At 71.5% G+C, this 19,103-nt stretch carries 16 protein-coding genes; 11 read left to right on the top strand and 5 right to left on the bottom strand.

Annotated elements, in window-relative coordinates; genetic code table 11:
- Window positions 1-24 precede the first annotated feature (24 nt).
- Entirely contained in the window at window positions 25-1,527 is a 1,503-nt protein-coding gene (locus tag ACH427_RS17130) for an N-acetylmuramoyl-L-alanine amidase (RefSeq protein ID WP_398870288.1), read from the bottom strand.
- A 138-nt stretch (window positions 1,528-1,665) separates the two neighbouring features.
- Here ACH427_RS17130 and ACH427_RS17125 point away from each other — a divergent pair, with 138 nt between their 5' ends.
- The 7 genes from ACH427_RS17125 (at window position 1,666) to ACH427_RS17095 (ending at window position 9,066) form a co-directional block, all read left to right on the top strand.
- The gene (locus ACH427_RS17125) at window positions 1,666-2,418 is read left to right on the top strand and encodes a TIGR03089 family protein (RefSeq protein ID WP_398870287.1); all 753 of its coding nucleotides are present in this window, start codon (window positions 1,666-1,668) and stop codon (window positions 2,416-2,418) included.
- A 123-nt stretch (window positions 2,419-2,541) separates the two neighbouring features.
- Window positions 2,542-3,834 (top strand): LCP family protein, encoded by a 1,293-nt coding sequence (locus ACH427_RS17120; protein ID WP_398870286.1) that lies wholly within the window; start codon window positions 2,542-2,544, stop codon window positions 3,832-3,834.
- Window positions 3,835-4,061: 227 nt separating this feature from the next.
- Window positions 4,062-5,852, top strand: coding sequence for an LCP family protein (locus ACH427_RS17115; protein WP_398870285.1), 1,791 nt, complete (start codon window positions 4,062-4,064; stop codon window positions 5,850-5,852).
- Window positions 5,853-6,004: 152 nt separating this feature from the next.
- Window positions 6,005-7,738 (top strand): LCP family protein, encoded by a 1,734-nt coding sequence (locus tag ACH427_RS17110; RefSeq protein ID WP_398870284.1) that lies wholly within the window; start codon window positions 6,005-6,007, stop codon window positions 7,736-7,738.
- Window positions 7,739-7,912: 174 nt separating this feature from the next.
- A complete protein-coding gene (locus tag ACH427_RS17105; protein ID WP_398870283.1) occupies window positions 7,913-8,374 on the top strand; it encodes a hypothetical protein in 462 nt (153 codons plus the stop codon).
- Between the two features lie 4 nt (window positions 8,375-8,378).
- Complete coding sequence (locus tag ACH427_RS17100) at window positions 8,379-8,729, top strand: hypothetical protein (protein WP_398870282.1); 351 nt, start codon at window positions 8,379-8,381, stop codon at window positions 8,727-8,729.
- A gap of 10 nt (window positions 8,730-8,739) precedes the next feature.
- Window positions 8,740-9,066 (top strand): DUF4288 domain-containing protein, encoded by a 327-nt coding sequence (locus tag ACH427_RS17095; RefSeq protein WP_398870281.1) that lies wholly within the window; start codon window positions 8,740-8,742, stop codon window positions 9,064-9,066.
- A gap of 39 nt (window positions 9,067-9,105) precedes the next feature.
- Here ACH427_RS17095 and ACH427_RS17090 read toward each other — a convergent pair whose 3' ends face one another.
- Window positions 9,106-10,122 carry a glycosyltransferase family 2 protein gene (locus ACH427_RS17090; protein ID WP_398870280.1) on the bottom strand — a complete coding sequence of 339 codons (1,017 nt, stop codon included), beginning with the start codon at window positions 10,120-10,122 and terminating at the stop codon, window positions 9,106-9,108.
- Between the two features lie 222 nt (window positions 10,123-10,344).
- On the opposite strand from ACH427_RS17090, the gene ACH427_RS17085 reads away from it, so the two are divergent.
- Window positions 10,345-11,814 (top strand): LCP family protein, encoded by a 1,470-nt coding sequence (locus tag ACH427_RS17085; protein ID WP_398870279.1) that lies wholly within the window; start codon window positions 10,345-10,347, stop codon window positions 11,812-11,814.
- Between the two features lie 276 nt (window positions 11,815-12,090).
- Window positions 12,091-12,879, top strand: coding sequence for a VOC family protein (locus tag ACH427_RS17080; protein WP_398870278.1), 789 nt, complete (start codon window positions 12,091-12,093; stop codon window positions 12,877-12,879).
- A gap of 18 nt (window positions 12,880-12,897) precedes the next feature.
- Here ACH427_RS17080 and ACH427_RS17075 read toward each other — a convergent pair whose 3' ends face one another.
- On the bottom strand, window positions 12,898-14,196 hold the full coding sequence (locus ACH427_RS17075) for an LCP family protein (protein WP_398870277.1): 1,299 nt from the start codon (window positions 14,194-14,196) through the stop codon (window positions 12,898-12,900).
- 119 nt (window positions 14,197-14,315) lie between these two features.
- Here ACH427_RS17075 and ACH427_RS17070 point away from each other — a divergent pair, with 119 nt between their 5' ends.
- Window positions 14,316-14,864: an acyl-CoA thioesterase gene (locus ACH427_RS17070; RefSeq protein WP_398870276.1), complete on the top strand. Its 549-nt coding sequence runs from the start codon at window positions 14,316-14,318 to the stop codon at window positions 14,862-14,864.
- Window positions 14,865-15,062: 198 nt separating this feature from the next.
- Here ACH427_RS17070 and ACH427_RS17065 read toward each other — a convergent pair whose 3' ends face one another.
- Window positions 15,063-16,223, bottom strand: coding sequence for an acyl-CoA dehydrogenase (locus tag ACH427_RS17065; RefSeq protein ID WP_361528501.1), 1,161 nt, complete (start codon window positions 16,221-16,223; stop codon window positions 15,063-15,065).
- 207 nt (window positions 16,224-16,430) lie between these two features.
- Between ACH427_RS17065 and ACH427_RS17060 the strand changes: the two genes are divergently transcribed.
- Complete coding sequence (locus ACH427_RS17060; protein WP_398870275.1) at window positions 16,431-17,771, top strand: UDP-glucose dehydrogenase family protein; 1,341 nt, start codon at window positions 16,431-16,433, stop codon at window positions 17,769-17,771.
- A gap of 146 nt (window positions 17,772-17,917) precedes the next feature.
- Here ACH427_RS17060 and ACH427_RS17055 read toward each other — a convergent pair whose 3' ends face one another.
- A complete protein-coding gene (locus tag ACH427_RS17055; RefSeq protein ID WP_398870274.1) occupies window positions 17,918-19,099 on the bottom strand; it encodes a dipeptidase in 1,182 nt (393 codons plus the stop codon).
- Window positions 19,100-19,103: the final 4 nt, after the last annotated feature.

The following is a 19,103-nucleotide window of genomic DNA, read 5'->3' as shown; positions in this document are numbered from 1 at the left end:
CGGCGGCGTCCGCCAGCCCCCCGGTCAGCGGCCCTGGAGGCGGGCGGCGGCCGAGCGGGTCGTGCCGAGCTTGCTGTAGAGGCGGTCTCCCGGGCACTCCGTGGCGTAGCCGTCGCGGTGTCCGGAGATGGCCTTGAGCTTGACGGAGGTTCCCTTCTTGAAGAGGTTTCCGCCGCCGGACACCAGGGTCGCGGTGCCGCGCGGGTTCACCCCGTACAGGCCGAGTTTCCACGCGGTGAGGGAGGACAGGGCGTTCACCGCCGCCTTGGGCGGGGTGGAGCTCGCGAAGCTTCCGAGAACGGCGATGCCCATGCTGTTGGTGTTGAAACCGAGGGTGTGGGCACCCATGACCGGCTTCGCCACTCCGCCCGCCCGGCCTTCGTAGATGGTGCCGCACTTGTCGACGAGGAAGTTGTAGCCGATGTCACGCCAGCCGCTGCTCACGACGTGGTAGCGGTAGATACCACGGATGACGGAGGCGGACTCGGAACAGCTGTAGTTGTTGCCGGAGGCCGTGTGGTGGACGAAGGCGGCCTTGACGGTCTTGGTGTACGCGAAGGCGCGCTCGCGGAGCGATTCGTCGGCTCCCCAGCCGGCCCGGGTGACGATACGCGGGCGGGAGGCGGTGTAGCGGCCGTCGGGGGCGGTGTTCTCGCCGGAGTCCGAGGGGCCGTCCTGGTCGTAGCCGTCGTCCGGGTCCCCGCTGACCCGGGAGTCGCCGCTCTCGTCGCTGTCGTTCCAGTCACCGGAGTCACCGGAGTCGTCGTTCTCGGTGTCCCCCTCGGGCTCGTCCGAGGGCATTCTGCCGCGGCCGGTGCCGGTGGCGGCGACGTCGGAGCGCGCGGCCTTCCGGCCCGCGGCGGGGATCTCGGTGGCACCGAGCGGGGCCAGCGGGGCGTTGGCGGCGGAGCTGGCGCGTTCCTCGTCGGTGCCGGGCGGCACGACGGGGACGCGACGGGACTGGGGGGCCGGGGCGGCGCCGGGATCGACGAGTTCGAGGCGCATGCCGGCGGGCAGGGCCCGGCCCTCGGGGGTGCGCTCGGTGGCGGCGTCGGGGCGGACGCGCAGCTGGATGGCGTCGGAGGCGCCGACCCACAGGGGTGCGGTGGAGCCGCGCAGCCGGCCGTTGCGCGCCTCGCGGGAGTCGAGGTCGGGACGGTCGTCGTCGTGGGTCTGGACGTCCTGCCAGCCGGACCACGCCCGGCTGCCCACGGCACGGGTGCGCACCTGGGCGCGGCCGCGGAGCTCGGCACCGGCGTCGTCCCACACGATGCCGATCAGGGAGAAGGGCTTGACCTCGCGCTGGGGCACGCCCTGTTCGGCGGGTCCGTTGGTGCGCGCCCGGTCGGAGCCGCCGAGGCGGACCAGCGGCACGGACTGTGTCGAGCCGGGGACGGTGTTCGGGGCACCGGTGAACGAGGTCGTACCGGAGGAGGCGTTCGCGGGGGCGACCCCCGGCGAGGTGGCCAGGAAGGGCAGGCTGAGGGCGGCGGCGCTGACCGTCGAGGTGACAAGGAATCCACGCATGACAGAAATCCTGGACATATGCGGATAAGTCTGTCCATTCAAAGTGGGCCGGAAAGTGACGCCCAGTCGGCCCCCGCACGGCCCCGCGCGCGCTTTCCCGACTGCCCGTCAGCGGCCTGGCCGCGTACCCTGGCGGCGATGAACGCCACCGATCGCACCCCCGCCGACCTGCTGCGTTCCGCGCTCGCCGCGGACCCGGCCCGCCCTCTCGTGACCTTCTACGACGACGCCACCGGTGAGCGCGTGGAACTGTCCGTGGCCACCTTCGCCAATTGGGTGGCGAAGACCGCCAACCTGCTCCAGGGCGAGCTCTCCGCCGAGCCCGGCGACCGGCTCGCGCTGCTGCTGCCCGCCCACTGGCAGACGGCCGTCTGGCTGCTCGCCTGCTCCTCCGTCGGCGTCATGGCCGACGTGGGCGGCGACCCGGCCGCCGCGGACCTGGTGGTGAGCGGCCCGGACACCCTTCAGGAGGCGCGCGCCTGCTCCGGGGAGCGCGTCGCGCTCGCCCTGCGCCCGCTGGGCGGCCGGTTCCCCCAGCCGCCGGAGGGCTTCGCGGACTACGCCGTCGAGGTGCCCAGCCAGGGCGACCGGTTCGCGCCGTACGCGCCCGTCGACCCGGACGCCCCCGCGCTCGCGGTGGACGGCCTGGAGCTGACGGGGGCCCAGCTGGTCGAGCGGGCGCGCACCGACGCCTTCCAGCACGGGCTGGGCAGCGGCTCGCGGATGCTGTCCGGCCTGCCGTACGCCACCTGGGACGGCCTCTCCGCCGGGCTGTTCGCGCCGCTCGCCGCCGGGGGCTCGGTGGTGCTGTGCCGCAACCTCGACCGGCTGTCCGGCGGCGGCCTGGACAAGCGCCGGGAGAGTGAGCGCGTCACCGTGACGGCCCTCTGACGCTGCCGCATCGCCGGGACCGCGCGATGATCGGGGATACGCGCCGGCCCCGAGCACACCGCCGGCACCGCACGGAAAGGCCCGGCAGAGGCACGTACCACCCCGTGAGGGAGGGACGCAGCTGTGAACGACGGCACCGACGCTCCCTTCCTCACGCCCCGGCGGCGGCGCCGCTGGCTGCGCTGGCTGGCACTGGCCCTGGCCGTGCTGACGCTCGCGCTGGCCGCGGTGGGCTGGGTGCTCTACGAGCGGCTCAACAGCAACATCCACACCGACACGGACACGGCGAACGAGCTGGCGCAGTACGAGCGGGAGCGCCCGACGGCCCTGGTGGCCGGGGCACAGAACATCCTGATCATCGGCTCCGACACCCGCGGCGGACCCGGCAACGGCGAGTACGGCGAGGACAGCGGGACCCAGCGCTCGGACACCACGATCCTGCTGCACGTGTCCGCCGACCGGCGGAGCGCGACGGCCGTCAGCCTGCCGCGTGACCTGATGGCGCAGATCCCCAGCTGCCGGCGCCCGGACGGCAGCCGGACGAACGAGCGGTTCGCCCAGTTCAACTGGGCCTTCGAGCTCGCGGGCCCGGCCTGCACGATCCGTACCGTCGAGAACATCAGCCATATCCGGATCACCCATCACGTGATCGTGGACTTCAGCGGCTTCAAGCGGCTGGTGGACGCGGTCGACGGGGTCGAGGTGTGTCTCAAGCAGCCGATCGACGACCACGAGGCGCACCTCAAACTGCCCGCGGGCCGTCAGGTCCTGCACGGGGAACAGGCGCTGGGCTTCGTCCGCGCCCGCTACAGCCTCGGCAACGGCAGCGACACGGAGCGGATGGGCCGACAGCAGGCGTTCCTGGGCGCGCTGTTCACCGAGATGCAGAGCGACGGCGTGCTGCTCAACCCGACGCGGCTCTACCCCGTGCTCGACGCGGCGACCTCCTCGCTCACCACGGACGCCGGGCTCGGCTCGCTGCGGAAGCTGTACGACCTGGTGCGCACGGTGCGGGGCATCCCGAGCGACCGGGTGCAGTTCCTGACGGTGCCGCGCCGCCCGTATCCGTACAACACGGACCGCGACGAGCTGGTGCAGCCGGACGCGGACCAGCTCTTCCGGCAACTGCGGGAGGACAAGCCGGTGTCGGTCAGCGCGAACGTCCGCCCGGCCGACAGCAAGCCCGGCGGCGCGCACCCGGGCGGTGGCACCGGCCGGCACGGCAAGGCCGAGGAGCCCGGGGCGCCGGAGGGGACCGCGGGGCCGGAGGCACCGGGCGGCTATCAGGCGCCCACCGATCCCGGCGCCCCGACGGACCCGGCCGGCACCTCTCCCTCCCCCTCCGCATCCTCTCCCTCGCCCACCGCGCCCCCCACGTACGAGGGAACCACCGCCGCTCGCGGCAACTGTGGATGAATCCCCCGAAACGTATGATCGGGTTTTTCGCGGCCGCGAAAGGATTGGGCAGATTGCCCAGTTGTAGGGGAGTGGAATTTGTCACCGGCGTCGCTCGACGCTGAACTGGGCGGATAGTGTGAGCGATCCGGTGCGCACGGCCGGGCTGACCGCGCACTGAAAGACGACGTGACCGAGCGCCTCGGGGGGCAGGCGCCGCGTGGCACCGACGGAGGATTCAAGCGACCGTGGACGCGCAAGGCCGTGGGCGGGCGGGCGGCATCGACCCCGCCGACCAGTGGGTCTTCGACCCCGAAACCGGCAGCTACGAGCTGCGCCTCGACCATGCCGAGGGGTCTGATCCGGCCTCCGCGCAGGGTTCGCCCCCCGCGGCCGTCACCACCCCGCCGGCCGCGACGAGTTCCTTCGTCCCCTCCGGGAGGATCTCCTCCAAGAGCCCGGGAACCGCGGCGCCCAAGGCGATGCCCGGTCAGCGCGGCACCGGCGGTGGCGGCGGGCGCAGGGGCGGCGGTCCCAAGGCGGCGGCCGCGGGCCGGCGGCGGCCCAGGCCGAAGAAGACCGCGAAGAAGAAGGTCCTGCTCTGGACGGGCGGCTCCCTCGCCTTCGTCCTGGTCGGCGGCTCGCTGGGCGCGTATCTGCTCTACGAGCACTTCAACAACAACATCAACAAGGTCGACGTCGGCATCGACAACGCCGCCGTCACCAAGGGCCCGGTGAACATCCTCGTCATCGGCACGGACAAGCGCTCGGGCAAGGGCAACGAGGGCTACGGCGACGACGGCAGCGTCGGCCACGCCGACACCACGCTGCTGTTCCACGTCTCCGAGGACCGCTCCAACGCGACCGCGATCTCCATCCCGCGTGACATGATCACCGACATCCCGGAGTGCCCGACCAAGCAGGACGGCAAGACCAAGGCCATCCCCGGCTCCAAGGGCGTCCGCTTCAACGAGAGCCTGGGCCAGGAGGACCGCGATCCCGGCTGCACCTGGCGGACCGTCGAGCAGATCACCGGCCTGAAGATCAGTCACTTCATGATGGCCGACTTCAACGCCGTCAAGCAGCTCTCCTCCGCCGTCGGCGGGGTCGAGGTCTGCCTGGCCAAGGGCATCGACGACCCCAAGTCGCACCTCAAGCTCAGCCAGGGGCGGCACGAGATCCAGGGCGAGGACGCGCTCGCGTTCGTACGGACCCGGCACAGCGTCGGCTTCGGCGGCGACCTGGACCGCATCAAGCTCCAGCAGCAGTTCCTGAGTTCGATGATCCGGAAGATGAAGTCCGGGGACACCTTCACCAACCCCAAGAAGCTCTACGACCTGGGCGACGCGGCGACGAAGTCGCTCACCGTCGACACCGGCATAGGCTCGGTCAGCAACCTGACCAAGCTGGCGAAGGACCTCAGCCGGGTCAACACCAAGAACATCACCTTCGCGACCCTGCCGGTCGTCGACAACCCCGCCGACGGCAAGGTCCGCAAGACGGTCCTCCTCGACAAGCCCAAGGCCGACCCGCTGCTGGCCATGGTCAAGCAGGACGTCTCCCTGACCGAGGTCAAGGAGAAGGAGAAGAAGGCACAGGACGCCAAGGACGCCAAGCAGCAGGCGCTGCTCAAGGGCCCCATGGCGGCGCCCGCGGCCGTGCGGGCCAAGGTGCTCAACGGCAGCGGCAGGATCGGCGCGGCCCAGGAGGCCGTCGCCTGGATGCAGAACTCCAAGGGCATGCCGCGCACCACCAACGGCGGCAACGCGCCCGGCGGCAAGAAGGTCGACAAGACCGTGCTGGAGTTCGCGCCCGACCAGGCCGACCAGGCGCGGCGGCTCGCCGACGCCATGGGGCTGTCGGCCGACGCCCTCAAGGAGACAGCGGCCGCCGCCGGTCCGATGGCGGACATGACGCTCACGCTCGGCGCCGACTTCAAGGCCGCCGGCACCCCCGTCTCCGCACCCGCGGCGCCCGAAAAGGCCCCGGAGGGCATTCAAAAGGTCGAAGCGGACGACAAGAACATCTGCGCCAAGTGAACCTAGGCGTGGCACACACGCATCTCACTGGTCGGGCCACCCTCCGGTGAGGCGCGTGGCCCGCCCGTGCGCGCGGAACGACCCGCGCCCACGGCGCACCAGAGACGGCATGCCTGCCCATCGGGCCGGAAGCACCATTCAGGGGAGGCCCGATGCGGCAGAGCAGTGTGCGGGGGTCGCGCTCGCGCGGCCGCGTCCCGGGAGCCCGTGACGGCGCGGGGAAGAAGGGCGGCGAGGGCGCGTCCGGCGACAGCGGCGCGAAGGGGACGCCGCCCTCCCGCCGCGCGCGCATAGCGCGAATAGCCCGCTGGACCGCGCTCTGCCTCGCGGTCCTGGTCCTCGGCACCTCCGCCGCGGGCTACTTCTACTACCAGCACCTCAACGGCAACCTCAAGAAGGACGCCCTCAACCTCGGCGACAAGCGCCTCGACCGGAGCGCCGCCAACGCCGAGGGCCAGCGCCCGCTGAACATCCTCCTGCTGGGCTCGGACAGCCGTAACACCCCCGAGAACGTCGCACTCGGCGGCGCCCGCGAGGACGCCGGCCGCAAGCCGCTCGCCGACGTCCAGATGCTGGTGCACGTCTCGGCGGACCGCAGCAACATGTCGGTCATCAGCGTCCCGCGCGACACCCGGGTGACGATCCCCAAGTGCACCGACCCGGAGGACGGGAAGGTCTACCGCGAGACCAGCAGCCAGATCATCAACACCAGCCTCATGAACGGCGGTCCGGGCTGCACGGTCGCCACCTGGGAAGAGCTCACGGGCATCCCCATCGACCACTTCATGATGATCGACTTCTCGGGCGTGGTGAGCATGGCCGACGCCGTCGGCGGCGTGCCGGTCTGCGTCGACAACAACGTCTACGACAGCAAGTCCGGGCTGCGGCTGGAGAAGGGCGAGCACAAGGTCAAGGGCGAGCAGGCGCTCCAGTGGCTGCGCACCCGGCACGGCTTCGAGGACGGCAGCGACATAGGCCGGACCCACGCCCAGCACATGTACATGAACGCGATGGTCCGTCAGCTGAAGTCCGGCACCAAGCTGAGCGACCCGGGCCAGCTCACCGGGCTCGCCGAGTCCGCCACCAAGGCGCTGACGGTCGACAAGGACCTCGGCTCGGTCAAGAAGCTCTACGACCTGGCCGAGGACCTGAAGCAGGTGCCGTCCGGCCGGATCACCATGGCGACCATGCCGTGGGCCACCGACCCGCAGGACCCGGACGCGCACGTCGTCCCCAAGGCGGGCGACGCGGACAAGCTGTTCTCGCTCGTGCGCAACGACGTCGCGCTCGACGGCAAGGACAAGAAGAAGGACCCCAAGTCCGCCCCCTCGGCGCCCGCCGCGCCCAGGGGCAGCGTCCCGGTGACCGTCTTCAACGGCACGGGCACCGCGGCCCAGCCCGTGGCCACCGGCCGGGGCAGCGACATCGCGGCGTTCCTCGTCGGGAAGGGCTTCACCAAGGCCACCGCCGACTCCACCCCCCGGTCGCAGCTCGACACGACGCTCAGCTACTCCAAGGCGTCCCAGCGCGGTGACGCCGAAGCGGTGGCCAAGGCCCTCGGGCTGCCGGACGGCGCGCTGCGCATGTCCACCGCGGTCGACGAGCTGACCCTGGTCATCGGCGCCGACTGGCGCTCGGGCACGGCCTATCCCAAGGACCGGGCCGGCGGGGGCGACACGAAGGACGGCACCGACAGCAAGGCCGACGGCGGCGGGTCCGGCGACAAGCCGGGTGACAAGGGCGACGACAAGTCCGGTGACAAGAACGGCGGCAAGTCCGGCGACAAGAAGAAGGACGCCGACAACAAGGCCCCGGAGAGCGCGGACCCGCTCAACGGCAACGACACCTCCGCCTGCATGAAGGTCAATTCGCTGAATCGGTTCTGACGGCGGAAGCCGCTCGTCGGTCTTGTGAGCGTACGGACGAGGGGCCGGACCCGGGGCGGGTCCGGCCCCTTACCGCCGTGACGGGTGAGAGTTCCGCGATCCCGGTGACTTCGCGTAGCACTCCCGATACTCTCTGCGCCTGTGGCTCAGAAGCGCTCACGAAAGGCAGCTTGCATGAGGAACGTCTCCCGGGTCTGCGTACTCGCCGCGGTGAACCTGATGGCGGCCCTCGCGGCGGTGACGGGGCAGGCCACGGCCGCCCCCGCCGAGAAGGCCCACAGCGTCCGGGTGCTGGAGGAGTGCCGCAGCGACGGCACGTCCTTCACCGACAGGCTCATCCCCGGCCACTGCCTCCGGAACGGCGGCTACCGCCTGGAGATGCAGTACGACGGCAACCTCGTCCTCTACTCCGGATCCCGCGCCTGCTGGGCCAGCGGCACCGACGGGACCAACGAGGTCTACGCGAAGTTCTCCGGGGACTGGAAGCCCGACTCCCCCTATATGACGCTGGAATCGCCCGTCGGGGAGCTGCGGAAGTACCGCGGGAAGTACACCGGGCTGCACAAGAGCGGGAACGTCAGCCTCAACAACAAGGGCGAGGTCTGGATCGCCTACGAGAAGATGGCGGGCTGCTGATCCGATGCGCACCCACCACCACGGACGCCGGGGTGCCGTGCGGGCGCTCGTGACCCGCTGCGTGCTGGCCGCCGTCCTCGCGGGCGGCGCGACGGCCGGCCTCCCCACGGCCGCGGAGGCGGCCACCGGTGCCGTGCTCCTCGCCCCCGAGCACCGTCTCGGCGACGCCTGCGCGGCGAACGACAACCTGGGGGAGATCGCCACCAACTTCATCTCCCGCTGCCGCAAAGGCTCCATCCGTTCGGTGTTCCCCGGACAGCACTACGGCGACACCCTGGGCTATCTCAAGGGCTGCCGCCTGAGCACGTGCAACACCGCCTGGAAGCTCCTGAACGACAACCGCTTCAAGAAATAGCCGGGGAAACATGCCCACTTACGTCGCTGTCCTCCTGTGCGAGTCCTCGTCCGACGTGGACGATCACACCCCGCTCTACCAGGAGAGCTTCGTCCTGCTGACGGCCGAGGACGAGGCACGGGCCCGTGAGAAGGCCGAGGCGCACGGCAAGGGCCTGGAGACGAGTTACGAGAACGAGGCCGGTGAGCTGATCATCTGGCGGCTGCGGCACGTGGTCGATGTCAGCGAGGTGCTCGACGAGCGCCTGGCCGACGGCTCGGAGCTCTACGCCCGGCACTTCAGGAACTACACCGCCTACCGCTCCTTCGAGCCGCTCCTCTCGGGGGAGCGGATCTGACGCCTCCGTGGGGACCGGCGCACCGGTCCCCACGGACGGTCAGCCGTTCTTCACCGCCGGACGGCGGCTGGCGATGACCTTCTTCGCCAGGGAGCGCGGGCTGGTCAGGAAGCCGTAGCCCCACGACATGTGCATGGTGGCCAGCGCGAGGGGGATCTGCGCCCGCGCCTTCAGCGGCAGCCCCTTGCCCGCCGGGACCGAGCCCGCCACGATGGCGGCCAGATAGCCGCCGGGCACGACCAGCGCCCACGGGCTGACGGTCGCCCCCGCGACCACACCCGCCGCGATGGCCACGACGGCGGTCGGCGCCGCGAGGTAGCGGAGGTTGATCGACCCCTGGTGGTAGCGGGCGACGACGTGCCGCCAGCGGCCGTAGTCCTTGTACTGCTTGGCCAGCGCCCGCACCGACGGGCGCGGCCGGTAGGAGACCTTGAGCTCCGGTGAGAACCAGATCAGGCCGCCGGCCTCACGGATCCGGAAGTTCAGCTCCCAGTCCTGGGCCCGGATGAACTCCTCGTTGTAACCGCCCTGCCGCTCCAGCGCCTCGCGCCGGAACACGCCGAGATAGACGGTCTCGGCGGGCGCGGCGGCACCGCCGGTGTGGAAGGCGGCATTGCCCACGCCGATCTTCGACGTCATGGCGGCGGCGACGGCCATCTCCCAGGCGTTCTCGCCCTCGGCGTGCATGATGCCGCCGACGTTCTGCGCGCCGGTCTCGTCCAGCAGGCGCACGGCCGTCGCGATGTAGTCCGGCGAGAGCATGCCGTGCCCGTCGACGCGCACCACGACCGGATGGCGGGACGCCTTGATCGCGGCGTTGAGCGCGGCGGGCGTCCGCCCGGTGGGGTTCGGCACGGTGTGGACGCGGGGGTCCTCTTCGACGAGCTCGGCGGCGATCTCGTCCGTACGGTCCGTGGAGGGGCCGAGGGCGATCACGACCTCCAGCTCTCCGGCGTACTCCTGCTCCAGGATGTGCCGCACGGACGTACGCAGGTGCCGCTCCTCGTTGAGGACCGGCATGATCACGGAAACGGCGGGCGGCTGCTGTTCGGGCATGGTTCCTCGGGGGGTACGGGGGTCACCCACCCGGCTGGGCCGGGGTCGGCGGAATCGTCGGTCACGTTACCGCTAATGGCGGACACCGGCGCTGTCCGGCCGGGTGGCCCGGTGACCCGGAGCGGCGTGGGGGCACGGCCCGCTGATCGTATTGACCTACCGTTGCCGGTCCCTGGCCCGCCCCAGGTCGCCCCTGCTGCCGTCCGTCGCGGAGGTCTCCCCATGACCGCACCGGCCCGCACGACCCGCACGAACGGACCGCGCCACGGCGCCCCCCGCCGGCCACGCTGGGGGGTGCGCGTGGCCGCGGGCGTGGCGGCGGTGGTGCTGGGCACCGCGGGCGTGGGGCACGCGGTGGTCAGCGGGATCGACAGCCGCATCGGCCGGATCGACGTCTTCCGCGGGCTGTCGAACCGGCCGGCGAGCGGGCAGGGCACCAATCTGCTGATCGTCGGCACGGACTCCCGGGACAAGATCACCGAGGAGGAGAGGCGGCTCTACCACCTGGGCGGCGCGCCCTGCCACTGCACCGACACGGTGATGCTGGTGCACCTCTCCGCCGACCACGACCGGGCCACCGTGGTCAGCCTGCCACGCGACACCTACAGCGAGATCCCCGACCACCTGGACGAGGCGGGCCGCCCGCACCCCACACATGTGCAGAAGCTGAACGCGGCGTACGCGGAGGGCGGGCCGGCGCTGACCGTACGGACGGTGGAGCACCTCACCGGCGTGCACATCGACCACTATCTGGAGGTCGACTTCACCAGCTTCATGAAGACCGTCGACGAGGTGGGCGGCGTGCGGCTGTGCACCGACCGGCCGCTCCAGGACCCCTTCAGCGGGCTGAACCTGCCGGTGGGCACGAGCACGCTCAACGGCGGCCAGGCGCTGCAGTACGTACGCTCCCGCCACCTCGACGGGGCCGCCGACCTGGGCCGGATGCAGCGGCAGCAGCGCTTCCTCGCGGCGCTGCTGCACCGGGTGTCGCAGAGCGGGGTGCTGCTGAACCCCGTGATGTTCCAGCAGGTCGCCGACACGCTGCTGGGCTCGGTACGCGCCGACCGGAGCTTCGACAGCGGCGAGCTGATCGGGCTGGGCCAGGCCATGCGCAATCTCAAGCCCGCCGCCACGGAGTTCCTGTCGGTGCCCATCGCCTCCGCGAACTTCCCGGTGCCGCACGTCGGCTCGACCGTGAAGTGGGACGACGCCGCCTCCGCCAGGCTCTTCCAGGCCCTGCGCGAGGACCGGCCGCTGACCGCGCACGCGCCCTCCCGGCTCCACGACGCGAAGGCCCCGGCCCGGCGGCAGGAGGCGCCGACGCCGGTGGAGGTGGCGCCCTCGGAGATCCGGGTGCAGGTCTACAACGGCAGCGGCCGCCAGGGCCTGGCCCGCGCCACGGACCAGACGCTGCGCGCCATGGGCTTCAGCACGACGGGCCTGCCCACGGACGCGTCCGCGGGCCCCGCCCAGGCGCGCACGGTGATCGCCTACGACCCCCGCTGGGACCGCTCGGTCCGCTCCCTCGCCGCGGCCCTCCCCACGGCGGAACTCCACCCCGTCCCGGGCCAGGGCCCGCTGATGCGCGTCACACTCGGCACGGACTTCACTGCACTCCACGAGGTCCGCGCCCGGGCGCCCCAGAGGGCGGGCGCGGAGGTGATGACGGGGGATCGGGCGGTGTGCCCTTGAGGAGGGCTCAGCTCCGCACGGGCCTTCGCGTCAAGGGCGATCTCGCCGGGAGCTGTGACTGTGATCGGGCGCGGCGGATGGCCACCCCGCGACGCACCATCCGTGCCGGACCGCGGATGACAGCTTCCGTCCCAGGTCCGGGGCTGTCCTTCGAGCACTCGGCTCGCGTCGCCCCCGGAACCCCGGACGGGCCCCCGCCGCTGGCGGGGGCCCGGTGGTGCGCGGAAGGTGGGGGTAAGGGGGGTCACCGAACCGCGTCCCCGAGAGGCAGCCGACATGCCCGATGTAACCGGTCCGTACGCGCCCGGCACCCCCTGCTGGATCGACCTCATGGTGCCCGACCAGCAAGCCGCCCTGGACTTCTACCGTGATCTCTTCGGGTGGCAGGGCGAGGTCGGGCCACCGGAGACGGGTGGGTACGCCGTCTGCACGCTGCGCGGCAAGCCGGTGGCCGGCATCATGACCGCGATGTCGCCGGACGGCGGGCCGACGCCGCCGACCGTGTGGACCACCTATCTCGCGACCGCCGACGTGGACGCCACCGAGCAGAAGGTCACGAAGGCGGGCGGCAAGGTGATGATGCCGGCGATGGACGTGATGACGCTCGGCCGGATGTCGGTCGTCTCCGACCCGACCGGCGCGGTGGTCGGCCTGTGGCAGGCCCGGGACTTCCCCGGCGCGGGCGTCGTCAACGAGCCCGGCGCGCTGATCTGGAACGAGCTCGACACCAGCGACACGGGCGCCGCCTCGGCGTTCCTCTCCGCCGCCCTGGGCATCAAGGCCGATCCCATGGAGGGCGCGGACGGCTACTTCGCGCTCAACGTCGACGGGCGGACGGTCGGCGGGATGCAGGGGCTCGACAAGCTCCCGGAGGGCACGCCCCCGCACTGGCTGACGTACTTCGCGGTCGACGACACGGACAGCACGGTCGACGCCCTCGTGCACGCGCGGGGCAATGTCATCGTGCCGCCGTTCGACATGATGGCGGGCCGGATGGCCGTCGTGCAGGACCCGCAGGGCGGCATCTTCGCCGTGATCAACGCGACCGGGCCGGAAGCCGCCTGACCCGGTGCGCTCCCCGCGTCACTGGTCGGCGGCGGTGACCTTCTCGTCGTTCTTGAGCTGGTCGAAGAGCTGCTTGGCCTTGACCGAGTCCCACTTGACCGCCACGCCGTCGCTCCGGGTGGGCAGGTTGGGGTTGGAGATCGGCACGGTCAGCTGCTTGCCGTCGCCGCCGGTGACGCCCTTCATCGACCAGAACATCGACATCAGGTCCGTCAGCCCCATGTCCTTGTCGACGACGAGCGTGTCCAGCCCGGAGCCGATGACGGGGTAGAGGCGGAAGGGGTTGAGGACCGTGGACGGCGAGGCCGCCTGCTTGGCGAGGGTGTTCAGGAACTTCTGCTGATTGCGCATCCGCCCCAGGTCCTGGTCGGCCTCCTGGTGGCGCTGGCGTACGAACGCGAGCGACTGCGTGCCGTTCAGCGTCTGGCAGCCCGCCTTGAAGTCCGCGCCGGAGTCACGGTCCTTCACCGGCTTGTCCAGACACATCTCGACACCACCGAGTGCGTCGACCAGATTACGGAAGCCGCCGAAGCCGATTTCCGCGTAGTGGTCGATATGCAGTCCGGTGTTGTACTCGATGGTCTGCGCCAGCAGCTCCGCCCCACCGTCCGAATACGCCTCGTTGAGCTTGTGCGTGGACGCGGGGAACCGTTTGCCGGACTGCGGCCCGGTGAAGGCGGGAATCGTGACGTACGAGTCGCGGGGCAGGCTCAGCATCGTCGTGCCGTTGTCGCCCGTGTGCAGGATCATCATCGAGTCGGTGCGCTTGCCGTCCGCGGACCCGGTGTGGAGGTCCTTCTTGTCCTGGTCGGACAGGCCCTCGCGGCTGTCGGAGCCGACGATCAGATAGTTCGTGCCCTTGCCGCCGGAGGGGCGGTCCTTCACCTTGCTGAGGTCGACCTCGCGGCGCATCTTCGAGTCGGCCCAGAAGTACGTGCTGACGGAGACCGCCAGCAGCAGCACGACGAACGCGATCAGGCCGACCGTGATCCGCTTGCGCCAGTTCGGCGGGCTGGTCCGGCCGCCGCGGCCGCGCGGGCCCCGGCCGTCGCCGCCACCGCCGCCGCCGTTCGGGCCCACCGGGCCGCCGTGCCCGTAGACCCGGCCCGTGTTGTAGCCGTCGCCGGGACGGGGGGCGGGGGGCGCGCTCGTGCCGCCGCCGGAGGAGTTCTGGCCGGGTACCGGCCGGTACGGGCGCGGCGGGGCGTCACGGCGGACATGCGGCATGGCGCGGACGCCCTCCGGCTCGGCGCTCGTGCTGCCGCGTCCGTACCGGTCCCGCCGCTCGTCGGTCCGCCCTTCGCGCCAATCACTCATGAAGTCGAGTGTGCCCGCCCGAACGGCCGACAGACGGGCGGCTACATGATCGGGGCAGGGCTGTTGCAGAGCTGATGCACATCCGGCCCAGTGGAGCGCCCGGGCATACAGTGGTGGACATGACCATTCAGGACCCGGATCTGGAGTCGGATATATCGGGCAAGCCGACATCCGCCTCACGCACGACCCTCTCGCACATCATGACCGCGGGTGACACGAACCTCCTCGGTACGGTCCACGGCGGCGTGATCATGAAGCTGGTGGACGACGTCGCCGGCGCGGTCGCCGGCCGCCACTCCGGTGGCCCCGCCGTCACCGCCTCCATGGACGAGATGGCCTTCCTCGAACCGGTCAAGGTCGGCGATCTCGTGCATGTGCAGGCCCAGTGCAACTGGACCGGCCGCAGCTCCATGGAGATCGGCGTGCGGGTGATGGCCGAGCGGTGGAACGAGTCCACCCCCGCGGTCCAGGTCGGCAGCGCGTATCTGGTCTTCGCGGCCGTCGACGACGGGGGCAAGCCGAGGCGGGTGCCGCCGGTGGAGCCGGAGACGGAGAAGGACCGGCGGCGTTACCAGGAGGCGCAGATCCGCCGCACGCACCGGCTGGCCCGCCGCCGGGCGATCATGGAACTGCGCTCCTCGCGCGAGGCGGAGGGGCTGGCCGACTAGCGGGTTCGCGGGCGCGGGCGCCTGAACGCGGCCGCGCCGCGTGTCCTCGAAGCGCCGGACGGGCCGCATGAGGGGCCGAGGCGGGCTCCTGCGCCGCCCGGCGCGGACGGCCCCGCCGGAGGCCAGCCCGGAGCGGCCTCGCCGAGCCCACGCGAACGGCCCCCGGCAGCACGCCGAGGGCCGTCACCTGCGAAGACCCTACTTCGGCAGGTTGCGCGCCATCACGATCCGCTGCACCTGGTTCGTGCCTTCATAAATCTGCGTGATCTTGGCGTCGCGCATCATGCGCTCCACCGGGTAGTCACGGGTGTAGCCGTAGCCGCCGAGGAGCTGGACGGCGTCCGTGGTGACCTCCATGGCGACATCGGAGGCGAAGCACTTGGCCGCGGCGCCGAAGAAGGTGAGGTCGCCGTCGAGGCGCTCGGACTTGGCCGCGGCCGAGTACGTGAGCTGGCGGGCGGCCTCCAGCTTCATCGCCATGTCGGCGAGCATGAACTGGATGCCCTGGAAGTCGGCGATCGGCTTGCCGAACTGCTTGCGCTCCTGGACATAGCCCTTGGCGTAGTCCAGCGCGCCCTGCGCGATGCCCAGCGCCTGCGCCGCGATGGTGATGCGGGTGTGGTCGAGGGTCTTCATCGCGGTCGCGAAGCCGGTGCCCTCCTCGCCGATCATGCGGTCGGCGGGGATCCGGACGTTGTCGAGGTAGATCTCGCGGGTCGGGGAGCCCTTGATGCCGAGCTTCTTCTCGGGCGCGCCGAAGGAGACGCCCTCGTCGGACTTCTCCACCACGAAGGCGGAGATGCCCTTGGAGCGCTTCTCGGGGTCGGTGACGGCCATGACCGTGTAGAACTCGCTGACGCCCGCGTTGGTGATCCAGCGCTTCACGCCGTTGAGGACGTAGTGGTCACCGTCGCGCACGGCCTTGGTCTTCATGCCGGCCGCATCCGAACCCGCGTCGGGCTCGGAGAGGGCGTACGAGAACATCGCCTCGCCCTTGGCCAGCGGGCTCAGATAGCGCTTCTTGAGGTCGTCCGAGCCGGAGAGGACGACGGGCAGCGAGCCGAGCTTGTTGACCGCCGGGATCAGCGAGGAGGAGGCACAGACGCGCGCGACCTCCTCGATGACGATCACGGTGGCCAGCGCGTCGGCACCGGCGCCGCCGAACTCCTCGGGCACGTGCACGGCGTGCAGATCGGCGGCCACCAGCGAGTCGAGCGCCTCCTGGGGGAAGCGGCCCTCCTCGTCCACCTCGGCGGCGAACGGCGCGATCTTCGCCTCGGCGAGCGAGCGCACGACCTTGCGGAGCTCGTCGTGCTCCTCGGAAGGCCGGTACAGGTCGAAGTCCTTTGTTCCCGCCAAGGCGTGCTCCCCTGAGAGTTAACTACCGTTTAGTAACCCAATTCTAGGGGCGGTGTCCGGACGGGTATACGTGAGCTTGCCGACAGCGTCCGCACGGCGGTCCGCACCGCGCCCGAGGGGTCATGGCGTCTCCCGAGATCCTTCCCGGGGCACGCCCCGACTATGCTCGGGCAGCGCAATCCGGCCCGTCAGCACATGGAGCACCGCATGGCCCCCAGGATCACCGTGATCGGCACCGGCTACCTCGGCGCCACCCATGCGGCCGCCATGGCCGAGCTCGGCTTCGAGGTGCTGGGCCTCGACGTGGTGCCCGAGAAGATCGAGATGCTCGGCCGGGGCAAGGTCCCGATGTTCGAGCCCGGCCTGGAGGAACTGCTCGGCCGCCATGTGGCCGGCCTGGAGGGCTCGACCGGGCGGCTGCGCTTCACCACCTCCTGGGAGGAAGTCGGCGAGTTCGGTGACGTCCACTTCATCTGCGTGAACACCCCGCAGAAGCACGGTGAGTACGCGTGCGACATGTCCTACGTCGAGGCCGCCGTCACCGCCCTCGCCCCCGTGCTGCACCGGCCCGCGCTGGTCGTCGGCAAGTCGACCGTCCCGGTCGGCAGCGCGGCGCGGCTCGCGGGGCTGCTCGCCGGGCTGGCCCCGGCGGGCGCCGACGTCGAGCTCGCCTGGAACCCGGAGTTCCTGCGCGAGGGCTTCGCCGTCCAGGACACGCTGCGCCCCGACCGGATCGTCGTCGGCGTCGCCGGTGAGCGCGGCGAGAAGCTGCTGCGCGAGGTGTACGCGACGCCGATCGGCGCGGGCACGCCGTTCGTCGTCACCGACTACCCCACGGCCGAGCTGGTGAAGACCGCCGCGAACTCCTTCCTCGCCACGAAGATCTCCTTCATCAACGCCATGGCCGAGGTCTGCGAGGCGGCGGACGGCGACGTGGTGAAGCTCGCGGAGGCCATCGGCCACGACGAGCGGATCGGCAAGAAGTTCCTGCGGGCCGGCATCGGCTTCGGCGGCGGCTGCCTGCCCAAGGACATCCGGGCCTTCATGGCCCGCGCGGGCGAGCTGGGCGTCGACCAGGCGCTGACCTTCCTGCGCGAGGTCGACTCCATCAACATGCGCCGCCGCGGCCACATGGTCGAGCTCGCGCGGGAGGCGGTCGGCGGCGGCTTCCTCGGCCGTCGGGTGGCCGTGCTCGGCGCCACGTTCAAGCCGGACTCCGACGACGTACGGGACTCCCCGGCGCTCAATGTCGCCGGGCAGATCCACCTTCAGGGCGGGCAGGTCACCGTCTACGACCCCAAGGGGATGGAGAACGCCCGCCGTCTCTTCCCGACGCTCGCTTACGCGCCGACGGCGCTGGACGCGGTGCGGGGGGCGCATGTGGTGCTGCACCTGACGGAGTGGGGGGAGTTCCGGGAGCTTTCTCCCGCGGAGCTGGGGGGTGTGGTGGCCGAGCGGTGTTTGCTGGACGGGCGCAATGCGCTGGACGCTCGCGCCTGGCGGGAGGCCGGGTGGACGTTCCGGGCCATGGGGCGGCCGCAGGCGTAGGTTTCTTTGCGGCTCCGCCGCGGGGGTGGGGTGCGTTCGCTTGCGCCTGCGGCGGGCTTTTTCCCCTACCCGCCCCTTCCCGAAGCCGGGGGCCTGGGGCAGGCGCCCCCGTTGGGAAGGGGCGGGGCTGGGGAAAAACCCCGGGATCAGCCGTCCAGGGACTCGCGTGTCACGTTCGACGGGCCCCTCGTCGTGGCGGAAGCCACGGACTCCGCCGCCCGCAGCACCCGCACCGCGTTCCCCCACGTCAGCTTCGCCAGGTCCGGCTCCGACCAGCCGCGGCGCAGAAGCTCCGCGATCAGGTGGGGGTAGCCGGACACGTCCGGCAGGTCGGACGGGGTGAAGGCCGTGCCGTCGAAGTCGCCGCCGATGCCGATGTGGTCGATGCCCGCGAGCTCGCGCATGTGGTCGAGGTGGTCGGCGACCGTCGATGTGGTGGCGATGGGGCGGGGGTTGGCCGCCTCGAAGGCGCGGTGGACGGCCATCGCCTCGGCCGTGGTGTCGAGGTGGTGCAGGCCGTGGGCCCGCATGTTCTCGTCGGCGGCGCGGGTCCAGGCGACGGCCTCGGGGAGGATGAACTTCGGGACGAAGGTGGCCATGGCCATGCCGCCGTTCGCGGGCAGCGCCGCGAGGACGTCGTCCGGCACGTTGCGCGGGTGGTCGCAGACGGCCCGCGCGGAGGAGTGCGAGAAGATCACCGGCGCCTCGCTGACCCGCAGGGCGTCCCGCATCGTGTCGGCGGAGACGTGCGAGAGGTCGACGAGCATGCCGAGGCGGTTCATCTCCCGCACGACCTCCTCGCCGAAGGCGGTCAGCCCGCCCGCCACGGGCGCGTCCGTCGCGGAGTCGGCCCACGGGACGTTGTCGTTGTGGGTCAGCGTCATATAGCGCACGCCGAGGCGGTGCAGGGCGCGGAGCGTGGCGAGGGAGCTGTTGATGCTGTGACCGCCCTCGGCGCCCATGAGGGAGGCGATCCGGCCCTCGGCGCGCGCCGCCTCCATGTCGTCCGCGGTGAACGCGAGCCGCAGGTCGGCGGGGTAGCGGGCGGTCAACTGGCGTACGGCGTCGATCTGTTCCAGCGTGGCGCTGACCGCCTCGTCACCGGCCATGTCGGTGCGCACGTACACGGACCAGAACTGCGCCCCCACGCCGCCCGCGCGCAGCCGCGGCAGGTCGGTGTGGAGGTCGGCGCTCTGGTCGGTGGCGAGGTCGCGCCGGTCGAGGTCGTAGCGGACCTGCTGGCGCAGCGCCCAGGGGAGGTCGTTGTGGCCGTCGACGACGGGGTGGGCGGCGAGCAGTTCGCGGGCGCGCGCGAGGTGGTCGCTCACGGCG

The organism is Streptomyces sp. NPDC020379 (assembly GCF_044387105.1).
GTDB lineage: Bacteria > Actinomycetota > Actinomycetes > Streptomycetales > Streptomycetaceae > Streptomyces.
Note: the sequence above shows the minus strand (reverse complement) of the source record. Positions and strands in the feature narration are given on the sequence as shown.

Bases quoted from the DNA above. Each gene is read 5' to 3' on its own strand.
- ACH427_RS17060 (WP_398870275.1), top strand. From the start codon at position 16,431: ATGGCCCCCAGGATCACCGTGATCGGCACCGGCTACCTCGGCGCCACC.
- ACH427_RS17085 (WP_398870279.1), top strand. From the start codon at position 10,345: ATGACCGCACCGGCCCGCACGACCCGCACGAACGGACCGCGCCACGGC.
- ACH427_RS17125 (WP_398870287.1), top strand. From the start codon at position 1,666: ATGAACGCCACCGATCGCACCCCCGCCGACCTGCTGCGTTCCGCGCTC.
- ACH427_RS17105 (WP_398870283.1), top strand. From the start codon at position 7,913: ATGAGGAACGTCTCCCGGGTCTGCGTACTCGCCGCGGTGAACCTGATG.
- ACH427_RS17070 (WP_398870276.1), top strand. From the start codon at position 14,316: ATGACCATTCAGGACCCGGATCTGGAGTCGGATATATCGGGCAAGCCG.
- ACH427_RS17080 (WP_398870278.1), top strand. From the start codon at position 12,091: ATGCCCGATGTAACCGGTCCGTACGCGCCCGGCACCCCCTGCTGGATC.
- ACH427_RS17090 (WP_398870280.1), bottom strand. From the start codon at position 10,122: ATGCCCGAACAGCAGCCGCCCGCCGTTTCCGTGATCATGCCGGTCCTC.
- ACH427_RS17095 (WP_398870281.1), top strand. From the start codon at position 8,740: ATGCCCACTTACGTCGCTGTCCTCCTGTGCGAGTCCTCGTCCGACGTG.
- ACH427_RS17130 (WP_398870288.1), bottom strand. From the start codon at position 1,527: ATGCGTGGATTCCTTGTCACCTCGACGGTCAGCGCCGCCGCCCTCAGC.
- ACH427_RS17110 (WP_398870284.1), top strand. From the start codon at position 6,005: ATGCGGCAGAGCAGTGTGCGGGGGTCGCGCTCGCGCGGCCGCGTCCCG.
- ACH427_RS17100 (WP_398870282.1), top strand. From the start codon at position 8,379: ATGCGCACCCACCACCACGGACGCCGGGGTGCCGTGCGGGCGCTCGTG.
- ACH427_RS17075 (WP_398870277.1), bottom strand. From the start codon at position 14,196: ATGAGTGATTGGCGCGAAGGGCGGACCGACGAGCGGCGGGACCGGTAC.